21 protein-coding genes are annotated in these 21428 nt (G+C 70.9%); 11 read left to right on the forward strand and 10 right to left on the reverse strand.

What is annotated here, in order from left to right; all coding sequences use genetic code 11:
- Nucleotides 1-19 precede the first annotated feature (19 nt).
- Genes KZC56_RS11395 through KZC56_RS11405 form a run of 3 tightly spaced genes read left to right on the forward strand, consistent with a single transcriptional unit; the run spans nt 20 to nt 3620 of the window.
- Nucleotides 20-934: an ABC transporter permease gene (locus KZC56_RS11395; protein ID WP_136029929.1), complete on the forward strand. Its 915-nt coding sequence runs from the start codon at nt 20-22 to the stop codon at nt 932-934.
- Nucleotides 931-1668 (forward strand): ABC transporter ATP-binding protein, encoded by a 738-nt coding sequence (locus KZC56_RS11400; RefSeq protein WP_136029927.1) that lies wholly within the window; start codon nt 931-933, stop codon nt 1666-1668. The genes KZC56_RS11395 and KZC56_RS11400 overlap by 4 nt, the downstream gene beginning before the upstream one ends.
- Complete coding sequence (locus tag KZC56_RS11405; protein WP_247638593.1) at nt 1665-3620, forward strand: DUF6541 family protein; 1956 nt, start codon at nt 1665-1667, stop codon at nt 3618-3620. Before KZC56_RS11400 ends, KZC56_RS11405 begins: the two co-directional genes overlap by 4 nt.
- On the opposite strand, the gene KZC56_RS11410 is transcribed toward KZC56_RS11405, so the two are convergent.
- Nucleotides 3617-3997, reverse strand: a complete 381-nt coding sequence (locus tag KZC56_RS11410) for a DUF2304 domain-containing protein (RefSeq protein WP_136029923.1) — start codon at nt 3995-3997, stop codon at nt 3617-3619. The genes KZC56_RS11405 and KZC56_RS11410 overlap by 4 nt on opposite strands.
- Before the next feature lie 5 nt (nt 3998-4002).
- Nucleotides 4003-4689, reverse strand: coding sequence for a glycosyltransferase family 2 protein (locus KZC56_RS11415; protein ID WP_136029921.1), 687 nt, complete (start codon nt 4687-4689; stop codon nt 4003-4005).
- Between the two features lie 80 nt (nt 4690-4769).
- Here KZC56_RS11415 and KZC56_RS11420 point away from each other — a divergent pair, with 80 nt between their 5' ends.
- Genes KZC56_RS11420 through KZC56_RS11435 form a run of 4 tightly spaced genes read left to right on the forward strand, consistent with a single transcriptional unit; the run spans nt 4770 to nt 9277 of the window.
- Nucleotides 4770-5381 carry an acyltransferase gene (locus tag KZC56_RS11420; RefSeq protein WP_136029919.1) on the forward strand — a complete coding sequence of 204 codons (612 nt, stop codon included), beginning with the start codon at nt 4770-4772 and terminating at the stop codon, nt 5379-5381.
- Entirely contained in the window at nt 5378-6475 is a 1098-nt protein-coding gene (locus tag KZC56_RS11425) for a DegT/DnrJ/EryC1/StrS family aminotransferase (RefSeq protein ID WP_136029917.1), read from the forward strand. Before KZC56_RS11420 ends, KZC56_RS11425 begins: the two co-directional genes overlap by 4 nt.
- Nucleotides 6475-7464 carry a Gfo/Idh/MocA family protein gene (locus tag KZC56_RS11430; protein ID WP_136029915.1) on the forward strand — a complete coding sequence of 330 codons (990 nt, stop codon included), beginning with the start codon at nt 6475-6477 and terminating at the stop codon, nt 7462-7464. The genes KZC56_RS11425 and KZC56_RS11430 overlap by 1 nt, the downstream gene beginning before the upstream one ends.
- A 10-nt stretch (nt 7465-7474) precedes the next feature.
- On the forward strand, nt 7475-9277 hold the full coding sequence (locus KZC56_RS11435; RefSeq protein ID WP_136029914.1) for an ABC transporter ATP-binding protein: 1803 nt from the start codon (nt 7475-7477) through the stop codon (nt 9275-9277).
- A 22-nt stretch (nt 9278-9299) separates the two neighbouring features.
- On the opposite strand, the gene KZC56_RS11440 is transcribed toward KZC56_RS11435, so the two are convergent.
- Genes KZC56_RS11440 through KZC56_RS11450 form a run of 3 tightly spaced genes read right to left on the reverse strand, consistent with a single transcriptional unit; the run spans nt 9300 to nt 12548 of the window.
- Nucleotides 9300-10385: a glycosyltransferase gene (locus KZC56_RS11440; protein WP_136036563.1), complete on the reverse strand. Its 1086-nt coding sequence runs from the start codon at nt 10383-10385 to the stop codon at nt 9300-9302.
- The gene (locus KZC56_RS11445; protein WP_241115033.1) at nt 10382-11467 is read right to left on the reverse strand and encodes a glycosyltransferase; all 1086 of its coding nucleotides are present in this window, start codon (nt 11465-11467) and stop codon (nt 10382-10384) included. Before KZC56_RS11445 ends, KZC56_RS11440 begins: the two co-directional genes overlap by 4 nt.
- 25 nt (nt 11468-11492) lie before the next feature.
- Entirely contained in the window at nt 11493-12548 is a 1056-nt protein-coding gene (locus KZC56_RS11450; protein WP_247638594.1) for a glycosyltransferase, read from the reverse strand.
- 98 nt (nt 12549-12646) lie between these two features.
- Here KZC56_RS11450 and KZC56_RS11455 point away from each other — a divergent pair, with 98 nt between their 5' ends.
- The gene (locus KZC56_RS11455; RefSeq protein ID WP_247638595.1) at nt 12647-13795 is read left to right on the forward strand and encodes an acyltransferase family protein; all 1149 of its coding nucleotides are present in this window, start codon (nt 12647-12649) and stop codon (nt 13793-13795) included.
- Here the strand turns inward: KZC56_RS11455 and KZC56_RS11460 are convergent.
- Genes KZC56_RS11460 through KZC56_RS11475 form a run of 4 tightly spaced genes read right to left on the reverse strand, consistent with a single transcriptional unit; the run spans nt 13787 to nt 18596 of the window.
- Nucleotides 13787-15007 (reverse strand): glycosyltransferase family protein, encoded by a 1221-nt coding sequence (locus tag KZC56_RS11460; RefSeq protein ID WP_247638596.1) that lies wholly within the window; start codon nt 15005-15007, stop codon nt 13787-13789. The two genes, KZC56_RS11455 and KZC56_RS11460, sit on opposite strands and share 9 nt — an antisense overlap.
- A gap of 1 nt (nt 15008) precedes the next feature.
- A complete protein-coding gene (locus tag KZC56_RS11465; protein WP_168442798.1) occupies nt 15009-16205 on the reverse strand; it encodes a glycosyltransferase in 1197 nt (398 codons plus the stop codon).
- On the reverse strand, nt 16202-17377 hold the full coding sequence (locus KZC56_RS11470) for a glycosyltransferase (protein ID WP_247638597.1): 1176 nt from the start codon (nt 17375-17377) through the stop codon (nt 16202-16204). Before KZC56_RS11470 ends, KZC56_RS11465 begins: the two co-directional genes overlap by 4 nt.
- Entirely contained in the window at nt 17361-18596 is a 1236-nt protein-coding gene (locus KZC56_RS11475) for a glycosyltransferase family protein (protein WP_247638598.1), read from the reverse strand. The genes KZC56_RS11470 and KZC56_RS11475 overlap by 17 nt, the downstream gene beginning before the upstream one ends.
- Nucleotides 18597-18744: 148 nt before the next feature.
- On the opposite strand from KZC56_RS11475, the gene KZC56_RS11480 reads away from it, so the two are divergent.
- Nucleotides 18745-19419 (forward strand): GCN5 family acetyltransferase, encoded by a 675-nt coding sequence (locus KZC56_RS11480; protein WP_136029897.1) that lies wholly within the window; start codon nt 18745-18747, stop codon nt 19417-19419.
- 40 nt (nt 19420-19459) lie between these two features.
- Here KZC56_RS11480 and KZC56_RS11485 read toward each other — a convergent pair whose 3' ends face one another.
- Nucleotides 19460-20365: an LpxD N-terminal domain-containing protein gene (locus tag KZC56_RS11485; RefSeq protein WP_136046075.1), complete on the reverse strand. Its 906-nt coding sequence runs from the start codon at nt 20363-20365 to the stop codon at nt 19460-19462.
- 66 nt (nt 20366-20431) lie between these two features.
- Here KZC56_RS11485 and KZC56_RS11490 point away from each other — a divergent pair, with 66 nt between their 5' ends.
- Both KZC56_RS11490 and KZC56_RS11495 read left to right on the forward strand, forming a co-directional pair.
- On the forward strand, nt 20432-20656 hold the full coding sequence (locus tag KZC56_RS11490; protein WP_136029893.1) for an acyl carrier protein: 225 nt from the start codon (nt 20432-20434) through the stop codon (nt 20654-20656).
- Entirely contained in the window at nt 20649-21416 is a 768-nt protein-coding gene (locus KZC56_RS11495; RefSeq protein ID WP_247638599.1) for an SDR family NAD(P)-dependent oxidoreductase, read from the forward strand. Before KZC56_RS11490 ends, KZC56_RS11495 begins: the two co-directional genes overlap by 8 nt.
- Nucleotides 21417-21428: the final 12 nt, after the last annotated feature.

Below are 21428 nucleotides of genomic sequence, written 5' to 3' on the forward strand. Positions count from 1 at the left end.
CGACCGCCGCCGCAGCTGAATGAGTGGGGCCGTGACAGATACCCGAGATCTTTTCGCCGTCGTCCCGCGTTCCTCCTTCGACACCCCCGGCACGAGTCGCGGTCTGATCGATGTGGTGCGCTGGCGGTATCTGCTGTATCTGCTCGTGCGGACCGGCGTCACCACCCGCTACCGCAACTCGGTGCTCGGCTGGACCTGGTCGTACGTGCGACCCGGGGCGCAGTTCCTGGTGTTCTGGGTGGTCCTCGGATTGTTCCTCAGCCTGAACAGGAACATCGAGAGCTACCCCGTCTACCTGTTCTCGGGCATCGTCGTCATCAACCTCTTCTCCGAGGCGTTCAAGAACGCGACGACGTCGATCGTGAACAACGCCCCGCTCGTGCGGAAGGTGTTCCTGCCGCGGCAGCTCTTCGCCGTCTCCGCCGTGCTGGTGGCGTTCATCCACTTCCTCCCGCAGCTGGCCCTGCTGCTGATCGTGTGCCTCTTCCTCGGCTGGATCCCCGGGATCACCGTGCTCTCGGTGCTCGCCGCGCTGGCGGGCATCGTCATCGTCACGCTGTTCGCGCTGGGGCTCGGCCTGTTCTTCGGCGCGATCAACGTGCGGTTCCGTGACGCGGAGAACATCGTCGAACTGCTGCTCCTGCTCGCGACCTGGGCCTCGCCCGTGCTCTACGCGTGGACGATGGTGCAGGAGGCCGTCCGCACGCTCGGCTGGCCGGACTGGATCCTCGAGCTCTACATGCTGAACCCGATCACGCAGGGCGTCGAGCTGTTCCACTACGCCTTCTGGCGTCCGGTCACCGAGACGACCATGCCGCTGCCGCCCGGCCTCGGCTGGAACACGCTGTGGACGTTCCTGATCGCCCTGGGCACGCTGCTGATCGGGCAGCTCGTCTTCCGCCGACTCGAGGGAAGGTTCGCGCAGGACCTATGAGTACCGCCATCGCCCCCCGCCCGAGCATCGTCGTCGACGGTGTGCGGAAGAACTTCACGCTGAACCACGCGCTGTCGCTCAAGGACACCGTGGTCGCCTGGATCCGACGTCGCAAGACCTCCAGTACCTTCGAGGCGCTCAAGGGGCTCGACCTCGTCATCAACGAGGGGGAGTCGGTCGCGATCCTCGGGCTCAACGGCTCGGGCAAGTCCACTCTCCTCAAGCTCATCTCGGGGGTCATGGAACCCGACGCGGGCGAGGTGCTCACGCGCGGCAGGGTCGCGGGTCTCATCGAGGTCGGTGCCGGCTTCCACCCCGAGCTGTCCGGGCGCGAGAACGTGTTCCTCAACGCGGCGATCCTGGGCATGCAGCGCAAGGAGATCGAGGAGCGCTACGACGAGATCGTCGCGTTCAGCGAGATCGAGCAGTTCATCGACCAGGAGGTCAAGCACTACTCCTCCGGCATGTTCATGCGGCTCGCGTTCTCCGTGGCGATCCACGTCGAGCTGGACGTGCTGCTCGTCGACGAGATCCTGTCGGTCGGCGACGCGCCCTTCCGGGAGAAGTGCCGGCAGAAGTTCGGCGAGCTGATCGCGCAGAAGAAGACCCTCGTCGTCGTGAGCCACGACATGGAGATGGTGCGTGAGCTCTGCACCCGAGGCGTGGTGATCAACAAGGGCGAGGTCGTGTACGACGGCGAGATCGAGGGCGCGATCGCGTTGGTCGACGAATGATCGGCGACTGGGTCGCGCAGTCGGGGCTGATCGCCCTGACGCTCCTCGTCTTCTTCGTCCCCGGTCTTCTGCTGGGCGCCGCTCTCCGTCTGCGCGGGTTGACGCTCTGGGCGTCGGCCCCGAGCCTCTCGGTCGGCACGCTCGCGGTGCTGGCCATCGTCTTCCCGTTCCTCGGGGTGCACTGGGGTCTCGCTTCTGTCGGCATCGCGGTCGCGGTCGTCGTGGCGGTGGTGTTCGCGGTGTCGCTGCTGCTTCGTCGCGGTCGCAGCGTGGCCGACGTGCCACGGCGGCAGCCCCGGCACCTCGCGCTCCTGGCCGTCGGCCTCATCGTCGGCGGCGGCCTCAACGCGGCGCGATTGATGGCGTACGTCGGCACCCCGACCGCGATCTCCCAGACGAACGACGCCGTCTTCCACCTGAACGCGCTGCGCTGGGCCGCCGAGTCCGGCACGGTCTCGTCGCTCGACCTCTCCGGCCTGCTGGGCGGATCCACCTTCTATCCCGCGGCCTGGCACGCCATGACCTCCCTGGTGGCTCTGGACATCGGCTCGATCCCGGTCGCGGCCAACATCGTCGCGCTGGTGATCGCCGCGGTGGTGTGGCCGCTGAGCGTGTCGCTGCTCGCCCACGTCGTCAGCCGCGGGGATGCACTGGTCACGGCGCTGGCGGCCGGGTTGTCGGCGGGCCTGATGGCGTTCCCGCAGCTCATGTTCGAGTGGGGTGTCCTGTACCCCTACGCCCTCTCGCTCGCCGTCGTCCCCGCCGCGGTCGCCCTCACGATCGTCGCGGTGCGGACGTGGCGGGGCGCACGGCGCGGTGAACGCCTTCTGGCCGCTGCGGGTCCGGGCGTCGCCGCGCTCCTGGCGGTGACGGCGGCCACGCTGTCGCAGCCGTCGTCCGTGCTCACGTGGGGTGCGCTGGTGATGCTGTGGTTCTCCGGGAGCCTGCTGCTCGGCATCCGCCGCCCCGGCGCGCGCCCTGTGCTGCGGTGGAGCGTGATCGTGGTCGGCTGGGCCGCGGTGGGCGTCGTGTGGCTCGTCCTGGCCTACCTCGCCGGACCGGTGCTGTGGCGGTCGTACCGCGGCGTGTTCGGCGCGATCGCCGACGTGCTGGTGAACAGCCACTCGCTGCTGCCCGCGGCGTGGGGGATGAGCGTGCTGCTGCTGGCCGGATTGATCGCCGCCGTGCGCGACCGGCGACTGCGGTGGCTGGCGGTGGGATGGGCCGGGTTCTCGCTGCTCTACATCGTGAGCGTCGGCACCGACCTTCCCTTCATCAAGAGGGCCCTCACCGGTCCCTGGTACGGCGACTCCTTCCGGCTCGCGGCGATGGTGCCGATCGTCGTCGTCCCCCTCGCCGCCTTCGGCCTCGCCATGATCGTGCGGATGGTGTCCGCCGCGATCCCGAGGCTCACGGGAGCGCGTCGCGACGCGGTCGCGCTGGTCTCGCTGGCGGTCGTCGCCGTGGTCGGGATCGTCAACGTCGCGCTCTCCCCGGTGGTGCTACTGCGCGTCGCGGACGAGACGGACGAGCAGTCCCGCTACGCGATGAACGCCGACAGCTACCTCTCCGACGACGAGTACCGCCTGCTCACCGAGCTTCCCGACCTCGTGTCGCGGGATTCGCTGATCATCGCGAACCCCTCCACGGGAGCCGGCTTCGCCTACGTGCTCGGGGAGCGCGACATCGTCCCCCGCACGTGGGCGCCGCCGCAGTCCGCCGCGTGGGACGTGATCGCCGCGCACCTGCGTGACGCTGCGGAGGACCCCGCGGTGTGCGAGGCCCTCGCCGCCTACGGCGACCCGGAGTACGTGCTCGACTTCGGCATCGGCGGCACCGGTCCCGGCGAGTACCTCATGCCCGGCATGACCGACTTCGAGGACCGGCCGGGATTCGAGGAGGTCGCCTCGGAGGGTGACGCGAGCCTCTGGCGGATCACCGCCTGCGGCTAATCCTCGGGCTGGCCGTCGTCCGGGGCGGCACGACGCGCGCCGTCCTGCGGGTCCTGCGACGCCTGCAGGAGCGCGAGCTTGCGCGCGAGCAGGGTGAGGCTGCGCTGCTGCGCGGCGTTCTTCCTCGACTGCGTGTAGACGAAGACCATGAAGATGACCACCAGCGCGTACAGCAGCAGGTCGGTGCCGCGCCCGACGCCCACGAGGTTCGCGACCCAGGTGAGCCACTGGGGGAACAGGATCGACACGATCGCCACGAGCACGAAGCCGCCGTACAGGAGACGGCGGATCGCCAGGTGGCTGTCCGCACCGGTCCGGCGCATGAACACGGCGCCGATGGCGATGACGGCCGCGATGAGAAGGATCTGGATCCACATGGCGTTCACCGCACGATCAGGTCGACGAGGATGTTGACGGAGTTGAGCACCGATTGGCCCTTCGATTTGGAGTAGTCGGTGTAGAGGAGCTCGACCGGGTGCTCGATCCACGGCAGCCCCGTGTCGCCGAGCTGCAGCACGATCTCGGTGGCGTGCGCCATCCGGTCCTGCTTGAGCTGCAGGCGCGCGGCGGCGTCGGCGCGGATGACGCGAAGGCCGTTGTGCGCGTCGGTGAGCTTGACGCTCGTGGTCATGTTGGTCACCCACACCGCGGTCTTCAGGATCACGCGCTTCATCCAGCCCGGGTTCGTCCGGTCGTCGAGGAAGCGCGAGCCGAACACGATCGCCGCGCCGCTGGCACGCGCCGCGGCGACCATCGCCACCGCGTCGTCGATGCGGTGCTGGCCGTCGGCATCGAAGGTCACGATGTACTCGCAGCCCGGCTGGGACAGGGCGTACTCGATGCCCGTCTGCAGGGCCGCACCCTGACCGAGGTTGATCGGGTGCTCGACGATGTGGGCTCCGGCGCGTCGTGCCACCTCCAGGGAGCCGTCGGTGGAGCCGTCGTCGATGCACACGATGTTCGGGAAGTGGGGGAGGACCCCCGCGATGACGCCGGCGATGACGCTTGCTTCGTTGTACAGCGGTACGACAACCCAGGTATGCGGGTCGGGAGTGGCTGGGTTGGTCACACCCCTATCCTCTCAGGAAACGCCTGTGCGAGCAGATAGGATGACCGAGTCCCCTTCCCGAGCCGCGAGGAGAATCCCGCATGCCCTCACCGACCGACGTCCGGATCGTCGATTCGGCCGATGTGTCCCCCGAGGCGAAGATCGGAGCAGGGAGCTCGATCTGGCATCTGGCCCAGGTGAGGGAAGACGCGCAGCTCGGCGAGAACTGCATCGTCGGCCGCGGCGCCTACATCGGCACCGGTGTCGTCATGGGCGACAACTGCAAGGTGCAGAACTACGCGCTCGTGTACGAGCCCGCTCGACTCGGCGACGGCGTGTTCATCGGACCGGCCGTCGTGCTCACGAACGACACGTACCCGCGGGCGATCAACGCCGACGGCACGCAGAAGAGCGCGCACGACTGGGAGCCCGTCGGCGTCACGATCGAGCGTGGCGCCTCGATCGGTGCCAGGGCGACCTGCGTCGCGCCCGTGACCATCGGCGCCTGGGCGACGGTGGCGGCCGGGGCCGTCGTGGTGAAGGACGTCCCCTCCTACGCGCTCGTGGCCGGGGTGCCGGCCCGCCGCATCGGCTGGGTGGGCGAAGCGGGCGTTCCCCTCACGCGCGCCGACGACGACAAGACCTGGGTGTGCCCCGCGACCGGCGGACGCTACACCGAGACAGACGGAACACTGACCAAGGAGACCGTGTGAGCGAGTTCATTCCCCCCGCCAAGCCGATCATCGGCGACGAAGAGCGCGAGGCCGTCGATCGGGTGCTGCGCAGCGGCATGGTCGCGCAGGGCCCCGAGGTCGCCGCGTTCGAGCAGGAGTTCTCGGCGCACTTCGTGCCGGGGCGGCCCTCCGTGGCCGTGAACTCCGGCACCGCCGGTCTGCACCTGGGTCTGCTCGCCGCGGGCGTCGGCCCCGGCGACGAGGTCATCGTGCCGTCGTTCACGTTCGCGGCGACGGGCAACTCCGTGGCCCTCACCGGCGGCACCCCGGTGTTCGTCGACATCGAGCCGGAGACCTTCACGCTCGACCCCGAAGCCGTCGCGGCCGCAATCACGCCCAAGACCAAGGGCATCCTCCCGGTGCACCTGTACGGTCACCCCGCCCGCATGCGCGAGCTGGAGGCCCTGGCCGCCGAGCGCGGCGTGGCCCTGTACGAGGACGCCGCGCAGGCGCACGGCGCCTCGCTCGACGGCCGCCCGGTCGGCTCGTTCGGCGACTTCGCGATGTTCAGCCTCTACCCGACCAAGAACATGACCAGCGGCGAAGGCGGCATGGTCACCACGGCCACGGACGAGATCGCCCGTCAGGTCAAGCTCCTGCGCAACCAGGGCATGGAGCGGCAGTACGAGAACGAGATCATCGGCTTCAACGCCCGCATGACCGACATCCACGCCGCGATCGGCCGGGTGCAGCTGCACAAGGTCGACGCCTGGACGAAGACCCGTCAGCAGAACGCGGCCTTCCTGGACGCGAACCTGCGCGGCGTGGTCGTGCCCCCGGTCGCCGACGGTGCCGTGCACGTGTACCACCAGTACACGGTCCGGGTGCCGGAGGACCGCGACGGCTTCGTGGCGGCGCTCAAGAACGAGCACAACGTCGGCGCCGGCGTGTACTACCCGATCCCGAACCACCGGCTGCCCTCGCTCACGCGCTTCGCCCCGGGCCTCGACCTCCCCGAGACCGAGCGTGCCGCCCGCGAGGTCGCCTCGCTGCCGGTGCACCCGTCGCTCAGTCAGGACGACCTCGAGCGCATCGTCACCGCGGTGAACGCCGTCGCGGGGGCAGGCGCCTGATGGCGGCGAATCTGCGCGCCGGACTGCTCGGCGTCGGGATGATGGGCCGCAACCACGCCCGCGTGCTGCGTGACGTGGAGGGCATCGACCTGGTCGCGATCGCCGACCCGGGCGGTGACCCGCACAAGGTCGCGGGCGAGCTCGAGATCCTCCCCGACATCGAGGCGCTCATCGCCGCCGGTATCGACATCGCCGTGGTCGCCGTGCCGACCGCGTTCCACGAGGACGCGGCGCTCAAGCTGGCCGACGCCGGGGTGCACACCCTCGTCGAGAAGCCGATCGCGCACTCGCTCGAGGCGGGGCGCCGGATGACGGACGCCTTCGCCGCCCGGGGCCTGGTCGGAGCCGTCGGCCACGTCGAGCGCTTCAACCCCGCGCTGCAGGAGATGCGACGCCGCCTGGAGGCGGGGGAGCTCGGTGACGTGTACCAGATCGCGACCCGCCGCCAGAGCACGTTCCCCGCCCGCATCGCCGACGTGGGCGTGGCGAAGGACCTCGCGTCCCACGACATCGACCTCACGAGCTGGGTCGCGCAGAGCGAGTACACCACGGTGTTCGCGCAGACCGCGCACAAGAGCGGACGCGACTACGAGGACATGATCACGGTCACCGGCCGGCTGGCCAACGGCGTGATCGTCAACCACCTCGTCAACTGGCTCTCGCCCATGAAGGAGCGCATCACGGTCGTCACCGGCGACCGCGGCACCTTCATCGCCGACACCGCGACCGGCGACCTGACGTTCTACGCCAACGGCACCATCCCGCTCGAGTGGGAGTCGATGCTCGCGTTCCGCGGCGTGTCCGAGGGCGACATCACCCGGTTCTCCTTCGCCAAGCGCGAGCCGCTGCGGGTCGAGCACGAAGCCTTCCGCGACGCCGTCCTCGGCAAGCCGAACGACGTCGTCACGATGGAGCAGGGCCTGCGCACGCTCGAGGTCGTCGAGGGCGCTCTCTCCTCCGCCGCCAACGGCGCATCCGTCGCCCTCTGAACGCGAGAACATGAAACGCATCTGGCCGGTCCTCAAGGATCTCCTCCCGCTGCTGCCGACCGGCGCGCAGCGGTACTTCGTCGGGTACATGATCGCCACGACGCTCATCACCGCACTCGACGTGGTGGCGATGTCGCTGCTGGCCGTGATCATCGGCCCGGCACTCACCGGTGGGGCGCTGCGGCTCCCGCTGATCGGCGAGGTCTCACCCGACATGACGCCGCTTCTGGTGCTCGGCGCCTGCGCGCTCATCATCCTGAAGTCGGTGCTCTCGGTCACGCTGCACTGGTTCGCCACGCGCCGGTTCGCGCGCTACGAGCTCGAGATCGGCGACCGGATGTTCAAGGCGTACATCAACTCCAGCTGGGAGGAGCGCTCGAAGCGCACGGTCGCCGAGATCACGCGCATCGCGGACGGCGGCATCGCGAACACGATGTCGGGCTTCCTCCTTCCGCTCATGCGCGTCCCCAGTTCGATCTTCACGTTCGTGCTGATCATCGTCGTGCTGCTGGTGGTCGACCCGATCACCGCGCTCATCGCCATGGTGTACCTGATCCTCGTCGCGCTCATCGTGCACCAGGTGGTGACGAAGCGCTCGCTGGAGGCCGCCACCGTCAACCGCAACTACAGCTACCGCGTCGCGATCCTGATGACCGAGATGATGGAAGCGCTGAAGGAGCTCAGCCTCCGCAACCGGCTCGCCGACGTCGCACAGCTGGTGACGGACAGCCGCCACCACTCGGTCCGCGCCAGGGCGAACGCGTCGTTCCTCGGTGTCGTCCCGTCGTTCGCGTTCGAGTCCGCCCTCATCGGCGGCGTCGTGATCATCGGCGGCGTCTCCTACTGGCAGGGCGGTCTGGCGGCCGCGTTGTCGTCCGTCGCACTGTTCACCGCGACCGGCTTCCGCCTGATCCCGGCGATCAGCGGCATCCAGGGCGGCATCGTGCAGGGTGTCGCGAGCATCCCCTCGGCACAGGACGTCATCGGTGACCTCACCGCCGCGGAGAAGGACATGGAGGTGTCGCAGACGCCCGCCGACACCGCGGAGCTGGCGGAGAACCCTCGGCTGCTCAGCCTGTCGGACGTGCACTTCCGGTACCCGGGAGCCGACGAGGACGTCATCCGCGGGCTCTCGCTCGACATCCCCCTCGGCAGCTCGCTGGGCATCGTCGGGCCGTCCGGAGCCGGCAAGTCGACGCTGATCGACCTGCTCCTCGGCCTCAGCCAGGCCACGACCGGCGACATCGAGATCGACGGGCACCCGCTCTCGAGCGTGCTCCGTCAGTGGCGCGGGCGCGTCGGCTACGTGCCGCAGCGGGTGGCGCTGTTCGACGCCTCGATCGCGCAGAACGTCGCCCTGACCTGGACGGATGAGATCGACCGGGACCGCGTGGAGTACGCCCTGGAACGCGCGCAGCTCAGCTCGCTCGTCGCGTCGCGGGCGAACGGCATCGACGAGCGCATCGGCGAGCGGGGCGTGTCCCTGTCCGGCGGTCAGCAGCAGCGTCTGGGCATCGCCCGCGCGCTGTACACCGATCCGCTGGTGCTGGTGCTCGACGAGGCCACGAGCTCTCTCGACACGAAGACCGAGGACGAGGTCACCAAGGCGATCCGGTCGCTGCAGGGCGAGGTCACGCTGATCTCGGTGGCGCACCGCCTGTCGACCATCAAGGACTACGACCGGATCTGCTACATGGACGAGGGCGTGATCGCCGCGCAGGGCACCTTCGTGGAGGTCGCCTCCTCGCTGCCGGCGTTCGCCGAGCAGGTGCTGCTGGCCGGACTCTCCGGAGAGCTCGAGCGCCGGGCGTGACTCCGCCGCCCGACCGGGTCGGTCAGACGATCCGGTCGGTGCGGTTCGCGGCGTAGAACAGCCGCGCCATCGCCTGCGGGTGCAGGGAGAACAGCGGGTTGGGCGTGAGCAGCGCCCCCAGTGACCGCTGGTTCCAGCGGTCGTTCGCGAGGATGCGGATCCGCTCCACGTCGGGCGCCGCCGAGAAGGTCTCGTCGATGATGCGATGGTCGACCCGCGACAGCAGCCGCAGGGCCCCGGGGGCCAGGGCCACGAGTCGGTCCAGGGTCTCCCGCAGCTCGGCCTGGTGCGTGACCAGCTCCGGCGTCGTCGTCGCACGGACGCCGATCGCGCTGAGGAACTGGATGCGCAGCAGCTTGACGACCGCTGCGGTGCGGGCGCGGCGGCCGAGGGCGCGGAACCAGGGCGCGGCTTCGAGGCCGTCGAGGAAGGCGAAGTCCTCGCGCACCGGGCGTGCCGTGAACGTGACGCGGTCGCCCTCGTCCTCGTGCCCGACGTACGCGGGACCGTCGATGTCGACGGCGAGGTCGCGCCCGCGGAACCACAGCTCTCCGGTCAGGGCGATGTCCTCTCCGGACGACAGGCCCTCGGTGAAGCGCAGATGGCCGAACCGTTCGCGGTCGATGAGGCCGAGCGGCGCGCTGCGGTAGGAGAGGCGGTCCTTCGCGGCGTCGAGCCGCCGCGATCGACGTCCGTTCCGCACGGGAGGAAGCGGGTTGTTGTGGCGCCCGACGAGCGTGATCTTCGGGATCACCGCGCTCGCCCCGGTCTCGCGCTGGATGCGCAGCCAGGAGTCCAGCGCGCCGGGCGCGAACTCGTCGTCGGAGCCGAGCAGCGCGATGAACGGGGCGGTGGACGACGCGAAGCCGAGGTTCATCGGTCCGGCCGGCGAGCGGATGCCGTCCTGCAGCTCGAGCAGGACCACGCGCTCGTCCTCCGCGTACTCGCCGAGGTTGCCGCGGATCACGGCGGGATCGATGTTGTGCGCGACCACCAGCACGCGCACCGGAGCGGCGGTGGCGTCGAGCACCGAGGCCACCGCACGACGGATCGGTCGGGTGGCGGAGTGGACGGCGATCGTGACGTCGACCAGGGGCGACGCGGTCACAGCTGCCCCACCCGCTGCGATCGGGCGCCCGCGGCGAGCGTGCGGAAGGGGGCGTGCCGGTGCAGCGCCAGGAATGGGTTCCGGGGGAGCTGAGCGGCGGGGGAGAGATAGATCCACCGACGACCGAGCAGGGCGCGGGTGCGCTCGGGATCGGGCGCCCCGCGGCGCAGCTCGTCCATGACCCGGCGGTCGGCGATCGACAGCACCGACAGCACTCCCGGGGCCCAGGCGCTGACGCGGTCGACCACGGCGAGGAGCTCGGCGGCGACCGCGGCGATGCCCGGGGTCTCCAGGCGCGCGGCCACGGCGTCGAAGAAGTGGATGCGGAGCAGCTTGACGGCCAGGGCGCGGCGGTCGGCGGTCGAGGCGGCCGCGAACCAGTCCGCCTCCTCGATCACGCGGAGGAACGCGAAGTCGGCCGCCACGTCGCGCGGAGCGGAGGTGACGCGGTCGTCCGCGTCGTCGTGGCCCACGTACGGGGGGCCGTAGAGGTCGTAGGCGATGCTCGTCGCCGTGATCCACAGCTCAGAGGTGTACGGCAGGTCCTCGCCGGACGTGAGGCCCTCGGTGAAGCGCAGGTCGCCGAAGCGCTCGCGGTCGATGAGGCCGAGGGGCGCGCTGCGGTAGTGCAGGCGGTCGCGGTCGGCGCTCAGGCCGGTCGTGCGGCGTCCGCGGCGCACGGGCGGGTACGGGTCGGGGCCTCCGGTCACCAGGCGGATGCGACCGATCACGACGTCGGCATCCGTCGCGCGCTGCAGCGCCAGCCACGAGTCGATCGCGCCAGGGGCGAACTCGTCGTCGGAGCCGAGCAGGGTGTGGAAGCGTGCCGTCGCCGCCGCCATCCCGAGGTTCATCGGGCCGGCGGGCGACGGGATGCCGTCGCGGAGGGAGAGCAGCCGGACGGCCGGGTGTTCCGCCCAGGTGCCGAGGTTCGTGCGGATGATCTCCTGGTCGATGTTGTGTGCCACCACGTTCACGCGCACCGGAGCGGTCGTGCCTTCGATGACGGAGGCGACGGCGCGCGCGATGGGCCGGGTGGCGGAGTGGACGGCGATCGTGACGTCGACAAGTGGGGATTCCATACCGGATCGATGCTACCGCGGAGGCCTACGCCATCATGTCGCGCAGGGTCCGGTACGGGGCGTGCCGGTGCAGGGCGAGGAACGGGTTCGCCGTGAGCCGCGCATCGAGCCCGCCGCCCCAGCGGGCCGAGAGGAGGGCGCGGATCCGGTCGGCCGACGGCGCGCTCGTTTCGAGCTCACGGAGCACCTTCCGGTCCGCGCGGCACAGCAGCGCGGTTGCGCCGGGGGACATCCGCTCGATCGCCGCGGCGGTGTCGAGCAGCTCGGCGCGGTAGGCGGCGATCCCGCCCGGGGCGTCCAGCCGGGCGGCGACGGCATCCATGAGGTGCACGCGGAGGTTCTTCACGCCGAACCCCCGGCGCGCCGAGCGCGAGGCAGCCCGGTACCAGGGCTTGGCGGCGACGATGTCGAGAAACGCGAAGTCGGCCGACAGGGGTCGGACGGTGCGGGTCACACGGTCGACCGCATCGTCGTGGCCGACGTACGCCGGGCCCGTACGGTCGTAGGCGATGTGCGCGCCGGTGAACCACAGCTCCGCGGTGAACTCGAGGTCCTCGCCGGACTCGAGGCCCGGGGTGAAGCGCAGGTCGGGGAAGCGCGTCCGGTCGATGAGGCCGAGCGGCATGCAGCGGTAGCTGAGGCGGTCCTTGTCGACGTCGAGCTCCCGCACCCGTCCGCGACGTCGCGGCGGTGTCGGCTCTGCCGCCTCGTCCACGCGCACGCGCGGGATGACGGTGGTCGCGCCGGTCGAGCGGGCGACGGCGAGCCAGGAGTCGAGTGCCCCCGGCTCCAGCTCGTCGTCCGAGCCCATGACCGAGAAGTACGGCGCCTCGGCCAGCGCGATGCCGTGGTTCATCGGCCCGGCGGGGGAGGGGATGCCGTCCTGCAGGGACACGACGCGCACCTCGGGCCGCGTGCCCAGGTCGCCGAGGTTGGCGGAGATCGCCTCGGGATCGGTGTTGTGCGCGACCACGGTGACCCGCACGGCGGCGGTCGTGTCGAGCACGGAGGAGACCGCGCGGCGGATGGGACGAGCGGGCGTGTGCACGGGGATGACCACGTCCACGTCGGGCGACGGCATGTCGTCGATCCTATCGCGGGCGTTGCGGACGGACGGGGCGCGGGGGTCGGCACTGTATCCTTTCCGGAGCCCTGTCCTCGATCAGAGAGTCTCGTCGCGTGCACTCCGCCTCCACCCTCGCTCAGCCCACGCAGCGGCTGGACTCGCTCACCGGGCTGCGCTGGTGGGCAGCGTTCGCGGTCTTCCTGTACCACATGAATGTGTTCGCACCTCTGCCGGGTTCGGTGCAGTCGGTGCTGCTGAACGGCTATCTCGGCGTGACGTTCTTCTTCGTGCTCTCCGGTTTCGTGCTCACGTGGTCGGCGCGGCCGAACGTGCCCACCTCGACGTTCTACTGGCGTCGCTTCGCACGCATCTGGCCATCGCACATGGTGGCGCTCCTGATCGCGATCCCCGTGTTCTACACGTTGGCGCCGGTTCCGGAGGGGAGCTTTCTGAAGCCGTTCGACCTCGGCATCCTCCTGCTGTCGGTCGTCGTGATCCAGGCCTGGTGGTCCAACCCCGCCATCCTCTTCTCCGGCAACCCGGCCGCGTGGACGCTCACCTGCGAGGCCTTCTTCTATGCGCTGCACCCGTGGATCTCCCGGGTCCTGGTGCCGATGGCCAAGCGCGGGGCGCTGCTGCTGGCGGTCGGTGTCGTCGCCTACGCGTTCGTGTACCGCGCGGTGGCCCTGTTCGCCCCGGACCTCGGACTCGCCGCGCTCCCGGTGCCCGTGCAGCGGCTTCCGGAGTTCGTGCTGGGCATGGCGCTCGCGTGGGCCATCCGCTCCGGCTGGCGACCGCGCATCCACCCGCTCATCGGCGTCGCCGCTCCCGTGGCGGTGATTCTGGCGCACTACGCCTCCGGGCGGTTCATCCCGACCTGGAGCGTGACCCCGGCGATCAGTGGCATGCTCAACGAGCTGTTCACGGTCGCGTGCGGCATCGCGATCGTCTCGCTCGCCGTGCATGCACTGCGCGGCGGACGGCTGTGGTTCGCGTCGAAGTGGCAGGTGCGGCTGGGTGAGTGGTCCTTCGCCTTCTACCTCGTGCACGCGACGTTCATCTACGTGGCGCTGCGCGTCTTCGGCTACCAGCCCGCGTCGTGGAGCAACCTGCTCTGGTTCGCCGCCCTGTTCGTGGTCGACCTGGTGGCCGCATGGGCCCTCCACACGTTCGTCGAGCGCACGCTGGAGAAGCGCATGCGCCGCTGGAAGGACGACCGGGACGCGCGCCGCCGCACGCGAGAGGCGGTCGCGTCAGCCTGAGGCGCGGATCCAGCCGTCGAGCAGGACCGCGGCGCTCCGGCGCCCGGAGTGCACGGCCTCGACGAACACCGGCCCCGCCGCGGCCGCGGCGGCCGCTGCCTCACGGTCGGAGATCAGTCCGGCGACCACCTCGCCGAGGGTGTCCGGCGTGGCCTCGACGATCGGCAGCGGCAGTCCCACCTCCGCCTCGATGGCGCGGCGTACGTCGGGCAGCACGTGTCCGACCACCACGCGACCCGTCGCCATGGCCTCGCAGGCCGCGACTCCGTAGGAGCCGGCGCGGAACTGGTCGAGCACGATGTCGGCGTCGCTCAGCACCTCGGGCATCCGGTCGGCGGCGACGCCGGTCACGAGCTCGTACTCGATGTCACCGCTCGCGATGAGGGAGGCGAGGGCGGGCTCGATCAGGTGACTGCCCTTCTGCACGACGGAGGTGGAGGAGTGGATCACCCGCACCCGGTCGCGGTCCATGGCGGGGCGCCGCGCCCGGAACCGCGCGGTGTCGACGACCACGGGACACCACGTCGCCCACGGAACATCGTGCAGCAGGTCGGGTGTGGACACGAACGTCGGGCGACGCAGCTCCGTCAGCAGTGCGAGGTTGGCGTCCGCATCGGCCTGCAGCACGGCGGTGCGCGGATCGTCGGGGTACGGCGACCACGGGGTGCGCAGCGCATGGTCGCGGGGGCTGCGGATGTCGGTGCCGTGGCACAGGTACGCGACGGACACCCCCGCCTCCTCCAGCGCCGCGACCTCCGCGCGGACCTGCCGGTCGAACAGGCGGCCGAACAGCGGGCGCTCCGCCTCGATCAGCACGTGCGAGAACCGGCTGACGGCCTCCCACTCCGACTGCTGCCACTCGGTGGACGAGGTGGAGGAGATCGGGACCGGGACGTCCGCGGGGAAGGAGAGCCCGCCGGGCAAGACCTCCTCCATGTTGCGGGCGGCGATCTCCGGGTCCGCCTGCTCCAGGGCGCGCGCCCAGCGATACCCCTGGCCCGAGTAGTTCGTCGGGCCGATGAAGACCCGCACCCCGGCATCCGGCACGTCGGCCACCGGGGCGTCGCCGCCGCCGAGCGCGCGATGCGCCAGCCGACCGATCAGGCCGTCCGGGTCGCGCGCCGCCGAGTCGAGGGCGCGGTTGACCCAGCGGGGCAGTCGGGAGCGGTGCCGGATGATCCAGCCGGCGATCGCGTTCAGCCGCGCGCGCATTTCAGCGTCCGTCCCTCGTCTGGCCGACCGACTCGATCACGTCGACGACGCGGCCGGCGACCGCGGCCATCGAGTGCCGTTCCGCCGTCCAGTCGGCGACGCTCCGCCGCTCCGCCGCGCTCAGCGGGCGGGCCGCGAGGGCGGCCATGGCCACCGCGACCGACTCGGCGGCGTAGCCGCTGACGATGCCGCCGCGCACCTCCAGGTTCGCCTGGTCGAGGTAGGCGCCGGTGGGTCCGTTCGGCGGACCGGCGAAGATGACGGGGCATCCGGCGGCCATCGACGAGTACGCCTTCGTGGCGAACGCGTACTCGTAGCCGGTGCCGGGGCGCTGGGTGGCGATGGTCGCGACGGCGCGGTGCAGATGCGGGACCAGCTCGCTGCTGGGCATGGTCTCGACGAACTCCACGGAGTCGGCGACCCCGAGCTCGCGGGCCCGCTGCTCCAGGAAGGCGCGCTCGCTGCCGTTGCCGATGAAGCGCAGGGTGTACCCGGGGGTGCTGCGGCTGAACGCGGCGAACCCGTCGACGGCGATGTCGGCGCCGTGCCAGTGCGAGTAGGTGCCGGCGTACAGGAACACGGGTTCGGTCGGCGCCTCCGCCTCGGCGTCGGCCGGGGGGAGGAAGGCACCGGTGTCCGCCCCGAACCCGGTCACGACGGCCGGTCGGTCCACGCCGAGCGCGGCGATCCGGTCGAGCACGCCCTGGGAGATCGTGACGATGCGCCGCGCTCCCCGCATCGCGAAACGCTCGGTCGCGCGCAGCACGCGGATCACCAGGCGCGACGAGGTCACCTGCTCCGCGGCATCGGACCAGACGTCGGCGGCGTCGTACACGTAGGGGATGCGCCGCAGCGCGCACACGAGCCGCACCACGAACCCCGTGGTGGGCGGCGGCTCCATGAACACCACGTCGGGGCGCCGCAGGAACAGGAGTCGGAAGAACAGCGGCACGTCGAAGCTGGCGTACGGGAGGTAGCCGCGCACGTAGCCGCTGCGGTCGCGCAGCACCGGGGCCATGCGCACGTCTTCGACGGGTGTCCCCTCGTCGAGGCCGTGCGGCGGACGCACGGTGAGCACGGTGACGCGGTGCCCGCGGGCGACCGCCTCGTCGGCGACGGCGCCGAGGAACGACGACGCGGCCGAGGGCTCGGGGCGGTAGATGCGCGAGACGATCGCGAGGCGCATGCTCATGCTCATGCGGAGAGGAAGTGCGTCATCAGCTGCGCGCGGGAGAAGTCGCCGTTGTGCACGCGTCGGACGAACTCCCTCCCGGTCGCGGCGATCGCGCGGTAGTGGTCCCGTCGCACGGCGATGTCGCGCAGCATGTGTTCGAGTGTGTCCGGGGTGGTCTCCGGGATCGGCAGGGTCATGCCCGCGTGCCCCTCCACCTCGCGCCGGGCCTGCTCCGTGACGTGGGCCAGCACCACCCGCCCGGCGGTCATGCTCTCGCACGCCGCGACACCGTAGTCGCCGACCCGGAACTGGTCGAGCACGACGTCGGCGGACGCGACCACGGCCGGCATCTCGTGGTTGGGGACGCGGTCCAGCTGGATGAACTCGATGAGCCCCTCGTCGTGCAGCTTCTGCGCTACGGGGACGATGAGCGGCGTGCCCTTGACGTGCGCGTTGGTGGGCGCGTGGATGACGCGGATGCGCTCGCGCTCCAGGAGCGGCTCGTCGTTGATCCACTGCTCCTGGTCGATCACCACGCCGAGGAAGTGCGCGCGGGGAAGGTCGACGAGCAGGCCGGCGGTCGAGACGAACGTGGGCACGTCGAGGTCGGCGATCGCCGCGAGGTTGTCGGCCACGGCCTTCTCCGCGAGGTCGAAGGGCACCCAGTCCTCGCTGTCGACGAACAGCGACCACGGCGTCGACTCCAGGTGGGTCGACGGCAGTCGCACGTCGGTGCCGTGTCCGACGATGCCCACGCGCACACCGCGCTCCTGCAGCAGTGCGGTCTGACGGCGCAGGTCGCCGGAGAACATCCCGCCGAGGATGGGGAAGCACGCCTCGATGAGCACGTGCGTGTAGTTCGTCGCGATCGCATCGAGCATCGAGCGCTGCCATGCGCGGGAGTGCTCCGCGGTGCGCCAGGTCACGGTGTAGTCGGCGGGGTACTGCAGGAGGTTGTTGCCCGCGTGCACGTAGTTGACCGCGGACACCTCACCCGTCGACTCGGCCGCGCGCGACCACCGGTACCCCTGGCCGGCGTAGTTCACCGGTCCCACCAGCATCCGGATCGGACGGGAGAGGTCGGGCAGCGGCGGCGGGGGCGGGGTCACGCCCTTCGCCCGGTCGACGGTCGACGCGATCGCGTCCTGCACCGGCTTCGGGACGAGCTTCCAGGCGGCTTCAACGCGGGGATGCATCGGTGTCCTCCTCGTGCGGATCAGGGGCGGTGGCATGCAGCCAGGCTTCGTCGAGCACGGCGGCGGAGCGACGGCCGTCGTGGACGGCGCGGACGAACGTGTCGCCGGTGGCGCGGAGGGCGTCGAGGCCGTCGTGTGCGGCGAGCTCGCGCAGGACGCCCTCGATCGTGTCGGGCGTGGCCTCGACGATGGGCGGCTCCAGCCCGGTCTCCTCACGGACGGTCGCGCGCACCCGCTCGCTCAGGTGCCCGACGACGACGCAGCCGGACGCGAGGGCCTCGCACGCCGCCACGCCGTAGGAGCCGATGCGCAGCTGATCGATCACCACGTCGGCCGCGGCGAAGCGGTCGGGCATCTGCGCGGTCGGCACGCCCTGGATCAGATCGAGCTCGATGACCCCCTCCGCCTGCAGCCGCTCGAGCGTGTCGCGGATGAGGTGCGTGCCCTTGATCACGGACACCGACGGGGCGTGGGCGACCCGGAGACGCGCGCCGGGCGTGCGCGCCGTGCGCGGTCGCTCCCAGCGGGCGACGTCGACGGCCACCGGGAGCCACCGTGCGGTGGGGAGGTCTTCGCGCAGGTCGGGGGTGGAGACGAACACGGGGCGTCCGCTGCTCTCCAGGAGTGCGATGTTGCGCGCCGCGACCACCTCGTCCCGCGCGGCGTAGACCTCGGGGTCGGCGTAGTGCGACCACGGGTGGTCGCGCATGTGCCGCGACGGCAGCCGCACGTCGGTGCCGTGGGCGAGGTAGGCCACGTCCACGCCGCGCGTGCCGAGCGCTGCCGCCTGCGCGGCCACCGAGCGACCGAGGAGGCGACCGAAGGGTGGCTCCTCCGCCTCGATCAGCACGTGCGTGGCCGCGGTCGCCGCGGCGAACTGGTCACGCTGCCACGCGGTGTCGTTGTGGTAGGTCGGGATCGGCACGAGCAGGTCGGACGGGTAGTCGAAGCCGCCGGGGACCTCGATGGCCATGGTGCGCGCCGAGATGCGCGGCGAGCGGCGCTCCAGGGCCCTGCTCCACGCGAACGCCTGGCCGGAGTAGTTGACCGGCGCGATGAGGACGCGGACGGGTCGGTCGTCGAACGTGGTCGTGCCGACGGCTCCGGGGACGGGCTTCCCGTAGCGGCGGGCGGCGATCCGCCCGAGGGGGCTGGTGGGGGAGTCGGCGATGCGGTCGATCGTGGCGTTGACCCACCGGGGGAGTCTGTTCCGGTTCACGTCGTGCGTGCATTCTCCGGGGGACAGGAACTCATCCCGTCAGTATACCGAGGGGGCGCAACGGCGGTCCGACGGCGGGCGACTATCATGGGCGGGGTTGCCGCGGTCCCGTTCCGGTGGACCGGGACCGAATGGAACGGTGGGATCGATGGCCTCGTCAGAGCCGGGCAAGAAGGGCTTCTCGCTCAAGGACTATGCGGAGACGCTTCACGCCTATCTCGACGACGGGTACGCCGTCACGAGCTTCGACAAGTACCTCGATGCCCCGCAGGAGAAGCACCTCATCCTCCGGCACGACATCGACAACAGCATCGAGCAGGCCATGCGCGTCGCGCGGGTCGACGCGGAGGCCGGGTGCTCGTCGAGCATCTTCCTGCGCGTGCACGCCCGCGGCTACAGCCTGATGAGTCTGCCGTCGCTCATGATGATCCGCGAGATGGAGGAGCTGGGTCACGAGGTCCAGCTGCACCTCGAGGGCGGCATCGGCGAGGTGCTCGGCGGTGACAACTTCGAGTGGGCCGAGCGTCAGCGCACGGTCTTCGAGACGGCGGTCGGCCGACCGGTCGGCGGGTTCAGCCTGCACGAGCCGGCGCGACTGGGCGGATTCGAGTTCGCGGCGGAGCTCCTCGACCGCTGGTCCGACACGGTGCGCTACCACGCCTACGAGCCGCGGTTCATGATGCCGAACATGAAGTACCTGAGCGACAGCAGCGGCAACTGGCGTGAGGGCCACTTCGCCGAGTGGGTCGGCAAGGTGCCCGTGGTGCAGGTGCTCACCCACCCGTTCTGGTGGTTCGAGAAGGTTCCGGCCGAGAACTACTGATCCGGCCGGAACGACGGAGTCCGCAGCCGGCCGCCCCGGCTCAGCGCTTGTTGTCGCCGAGCCGACGGGCGGGGTTGCCGATGCGGATCTCGTCGTCGGGCACCGACTTCACCGCGACCGCACCGATGCCGAGCAGGGAGTTGCGGCCGAGCGTGACGCCCTGGATGACGGAGGCGTTGGGGCCGATCCAGGCGTCGTCCTCGATCACGACGCTGCCGGAGATCTCCGCGCAGGCCGTGATGATCACGTTGCGGCCGATTCGGCAGTTGTGGGCCACGTGCACATGGTCGTCGATCTTGGTGTGATCGCCGACGCGCGTCGGGGCGATGGTGCCGGAGCAGACCGTGGTGAAGTTGCCGACCTCGACGTGGTCCTCGATGACGACCGAGCCGAGGTGCGGGATGCGGATGTTGTCGCCGTCGGCGTCGCGCTCCATGCCGAAGCCCTCCTCGCCGATCACGGCGTGGCTCTTGATGAGAGCGTGCGCCCCGATGCGGACGTCGTGCCCGATCACCACGTGATCGCGGATCTCGGCGCCGTCGGCGATCACGGCGCCGGCACGGACGACGGTGTACTCCCCGATGTGGGCGCCGGGGTGCACCTCGGCGGTCGGGTCGACGCGAGCGGTCGGTGCGATCCCGGGAACGGGCTTGCGGGCGAAGTGCTCGGCGACGGCCAGGGCGAAGGCGGCGCGCGGGTTCTCCACCAGCACCGCCGTCCCCGAGCGGGCGTCGTCGGGGAGGGTGGCGGGGGCGAGGAGCACGGCTCCGGCCTCCAGCGCCTTCGCGGCAGCGGCCGCCGCCGCGACCGGATCGACCACGAACGTCAGGTCTCCCTCGCCGGCCTCGCCGAGCGGGGCGAGACCCGTGACGGAGCGATCCGTGCCGACGAGTTCGCCCGACAGCTGCTGGGCGAGGGCGGAGGCGGTGACGTGGGGCGCGTTCATGCTCCGACCCTACTGCGAACGGCGGGGCGCCCCGGCGGTGCGAGGGGCGGCCGATATGATCGACGCATGGATGAGAAGGCGCTTCTGGAGCTGGTGGCGGAGATCCTCGAGGTCGAGGTGGACGAGGTCGCACTGACCGATGAGCTGGACGCGGTGGGCTGGGACTCGCTCGCGAACATCAGCTTCATCGCGGAGGTCGACGAGGCGATCGGCGTGACGATCGATGCGGACGAGCTCGCGAACGCGAAGACCGTCTCCGACCTGCACGCACTCACCCGTGCCGGTGCCTGAGACCTCCGACTACCTGCACCTCGACGGCCGCGCGGTCGTCGTCACGGGCGCAACCTCGGGCATCGGTCGGCAGACCGCGATCCACCTCTCGCGTCAGGGCGCCCGGGTCGCGCTGATCGGACGCCGCGAGGTCGAGCTGGAGGAGACCCGCGACCTGCTCGCGGGCGAGGGGCACCTGCTGGCGCCGTTCGACCTGACCGACCATGCCGGCGTCGCGGCGCTGCTCCGCGGGATCGCCGCCGAGCTCGGACCGCTCGACGGCCTGGTGCACGCGGCGGGCGTCCACGTGACCGCTCCGCTGCGGATCGCGACGGCCGATCAGACCTCGGCCGTGTTCGACATCAACGTCACGAGCGCGCTGATGCTCGCGAAGGCGTTCCGTCACCCCAAGGTGCGCGCCGAGTCGTCGAGCATCGTCCTGCTGTCGTCGGCGGTCGGCCTGGTCGGGGAAGCCGGAGTGAGCGCGTACGCCGCGAGCAAGGCCGCCGTGGCGTCCCTCGGCAAGTCGCTCGCGCTCGAGCTGGCGCGGGAGGGTGTGCGCGTCAACAGCATCGCCGCCGGGATCGTCGAGACCGCGCTGACCGAACGGCTGCGCGCCTCGGTGGGTGCCGCGGCCTGGGACGAGATCGAGGCGGCGCACCCGCTCGGCCTCGGCACCGTGGAAGACGTGGCGGGGGCGGCGCTGTATCTGCTCTCCCCGGTCTCGCGCTGGGTCACCGGTTCGGTGATGGTGGTGGACGGCGGGTACACCGCGAGGTGACCGCTCCCGGCC

It is taken from the genome of Microbacterium sufflavum (assembly GCF_023091155.1).
GTDB lineage: Bacteria > Actinomycetota > Actinomycetes > Actinomycetales > Microbacteriaceae > Microbacterium > Microbacterium sufflavum.

Coding starts and splice junctions, on each gene's coding strand:
- KZC56_RS11480 (WP_136029897.1), top strand. CDS start 18,745: ATGGCCTCGTCAGAGCCGGGCAAGAAGGGCTTCTCGCTCAAGGACTAT.
- KZC56_RS11405 (WP_247638593.1), top strand. CDS start 1,665: ATGATCGGCGACTGGGTCGCGCAGTCGGGGCTGATCGCCCTGACGCTC.
- KZC56_RS11395 (WP_136029929.1), top strand. CDS start 20: ATGAGTGGGGCCGTGACAGATACCCGAGATCTTTTCGCCGTCGTCCCG.
- KZC56_RS11435 (WP_136029914.1), top strand. CDS start 7,475: ATGAAACGCATCTGGCCGGTCCTCAAGGATCTCCTCCCGCTGCTGCCG.
- KZC56_RS11485 (WP_136046075.1), bottom strand. CDS start 20,365: ATGAACGCGCCCCACGTCACCGCCTCCGCCCTCGCCCAGCAGCTGTCG.
- KZC56_RS11400 (WP_136029927.1), top strand. CDS start 931: ATGAGTACCGCCATCGCCCCCCGCCCGAGCATCGTCGTCGACGGTGTG.
- KZC56_RS11430 (WP_136029915.1), top strand. CDS start 6,475: ATGGCGGCGAATCTGCGCGCCGGACTGCTCGGCGTCGGGATGATGGGC.
- KZC56_RS11470 (WP_247638597.1), bottom strand. CDS start 17,377: ATGCATCCCCGCGTTGAAGCCGCCTGGAAGCTCGTCCCGAAGCCGGTG.
- KZC56_RS11460 (WP_247638596.1), bottom strand. CDS start 15,007: ATGCGCGCGCGGCTGAACGCGATCGCCGGCTGGATCATCCGGCACCGC.
- KZC56_RS11445 (WP_241115033.1), bottom strand. CDS start 11,467: ATGGAATCCCCACTTGTCGACGTCACGATCGCCGTCCACTCCGCCACC.
- KZC56_RS11450 (WP_247638594.1), bottom strand. CDS start 12,548: ATGCCGTCGCCCGACGTGGACGTGGTCATCCCCGTGCACACGCCCGCT.
- KZC56_RS11410 (WP_136029923.1), bottom strand. CDS start 3,997: ATGTGGATCCAGATCCTTCTCATCGCGGCCGTCATCGCCATCGGCGCC.
- KZC56_RS11490 (WP_136029893.1), top strand. CDS start 20,432: ATGGATGAGAAGGCGCTTCTGGAGCTGGTGGCGGAGATCCTCGAGGTC.
- KZC56_RS11465 (WP_168442798.1), bottom strand. CDS start 16,205: ATGAGCATGAGCATGCGCCTCGCGATCGTCTCGCGCATCTACCGCCCC.
- KZC56_RS11420 (WP_136029919.1), top strand. CDS start 4,770: ATGCCCTCACCGACCGACGTCCGGATCGTCGATTCGGCCGATGTGTCC.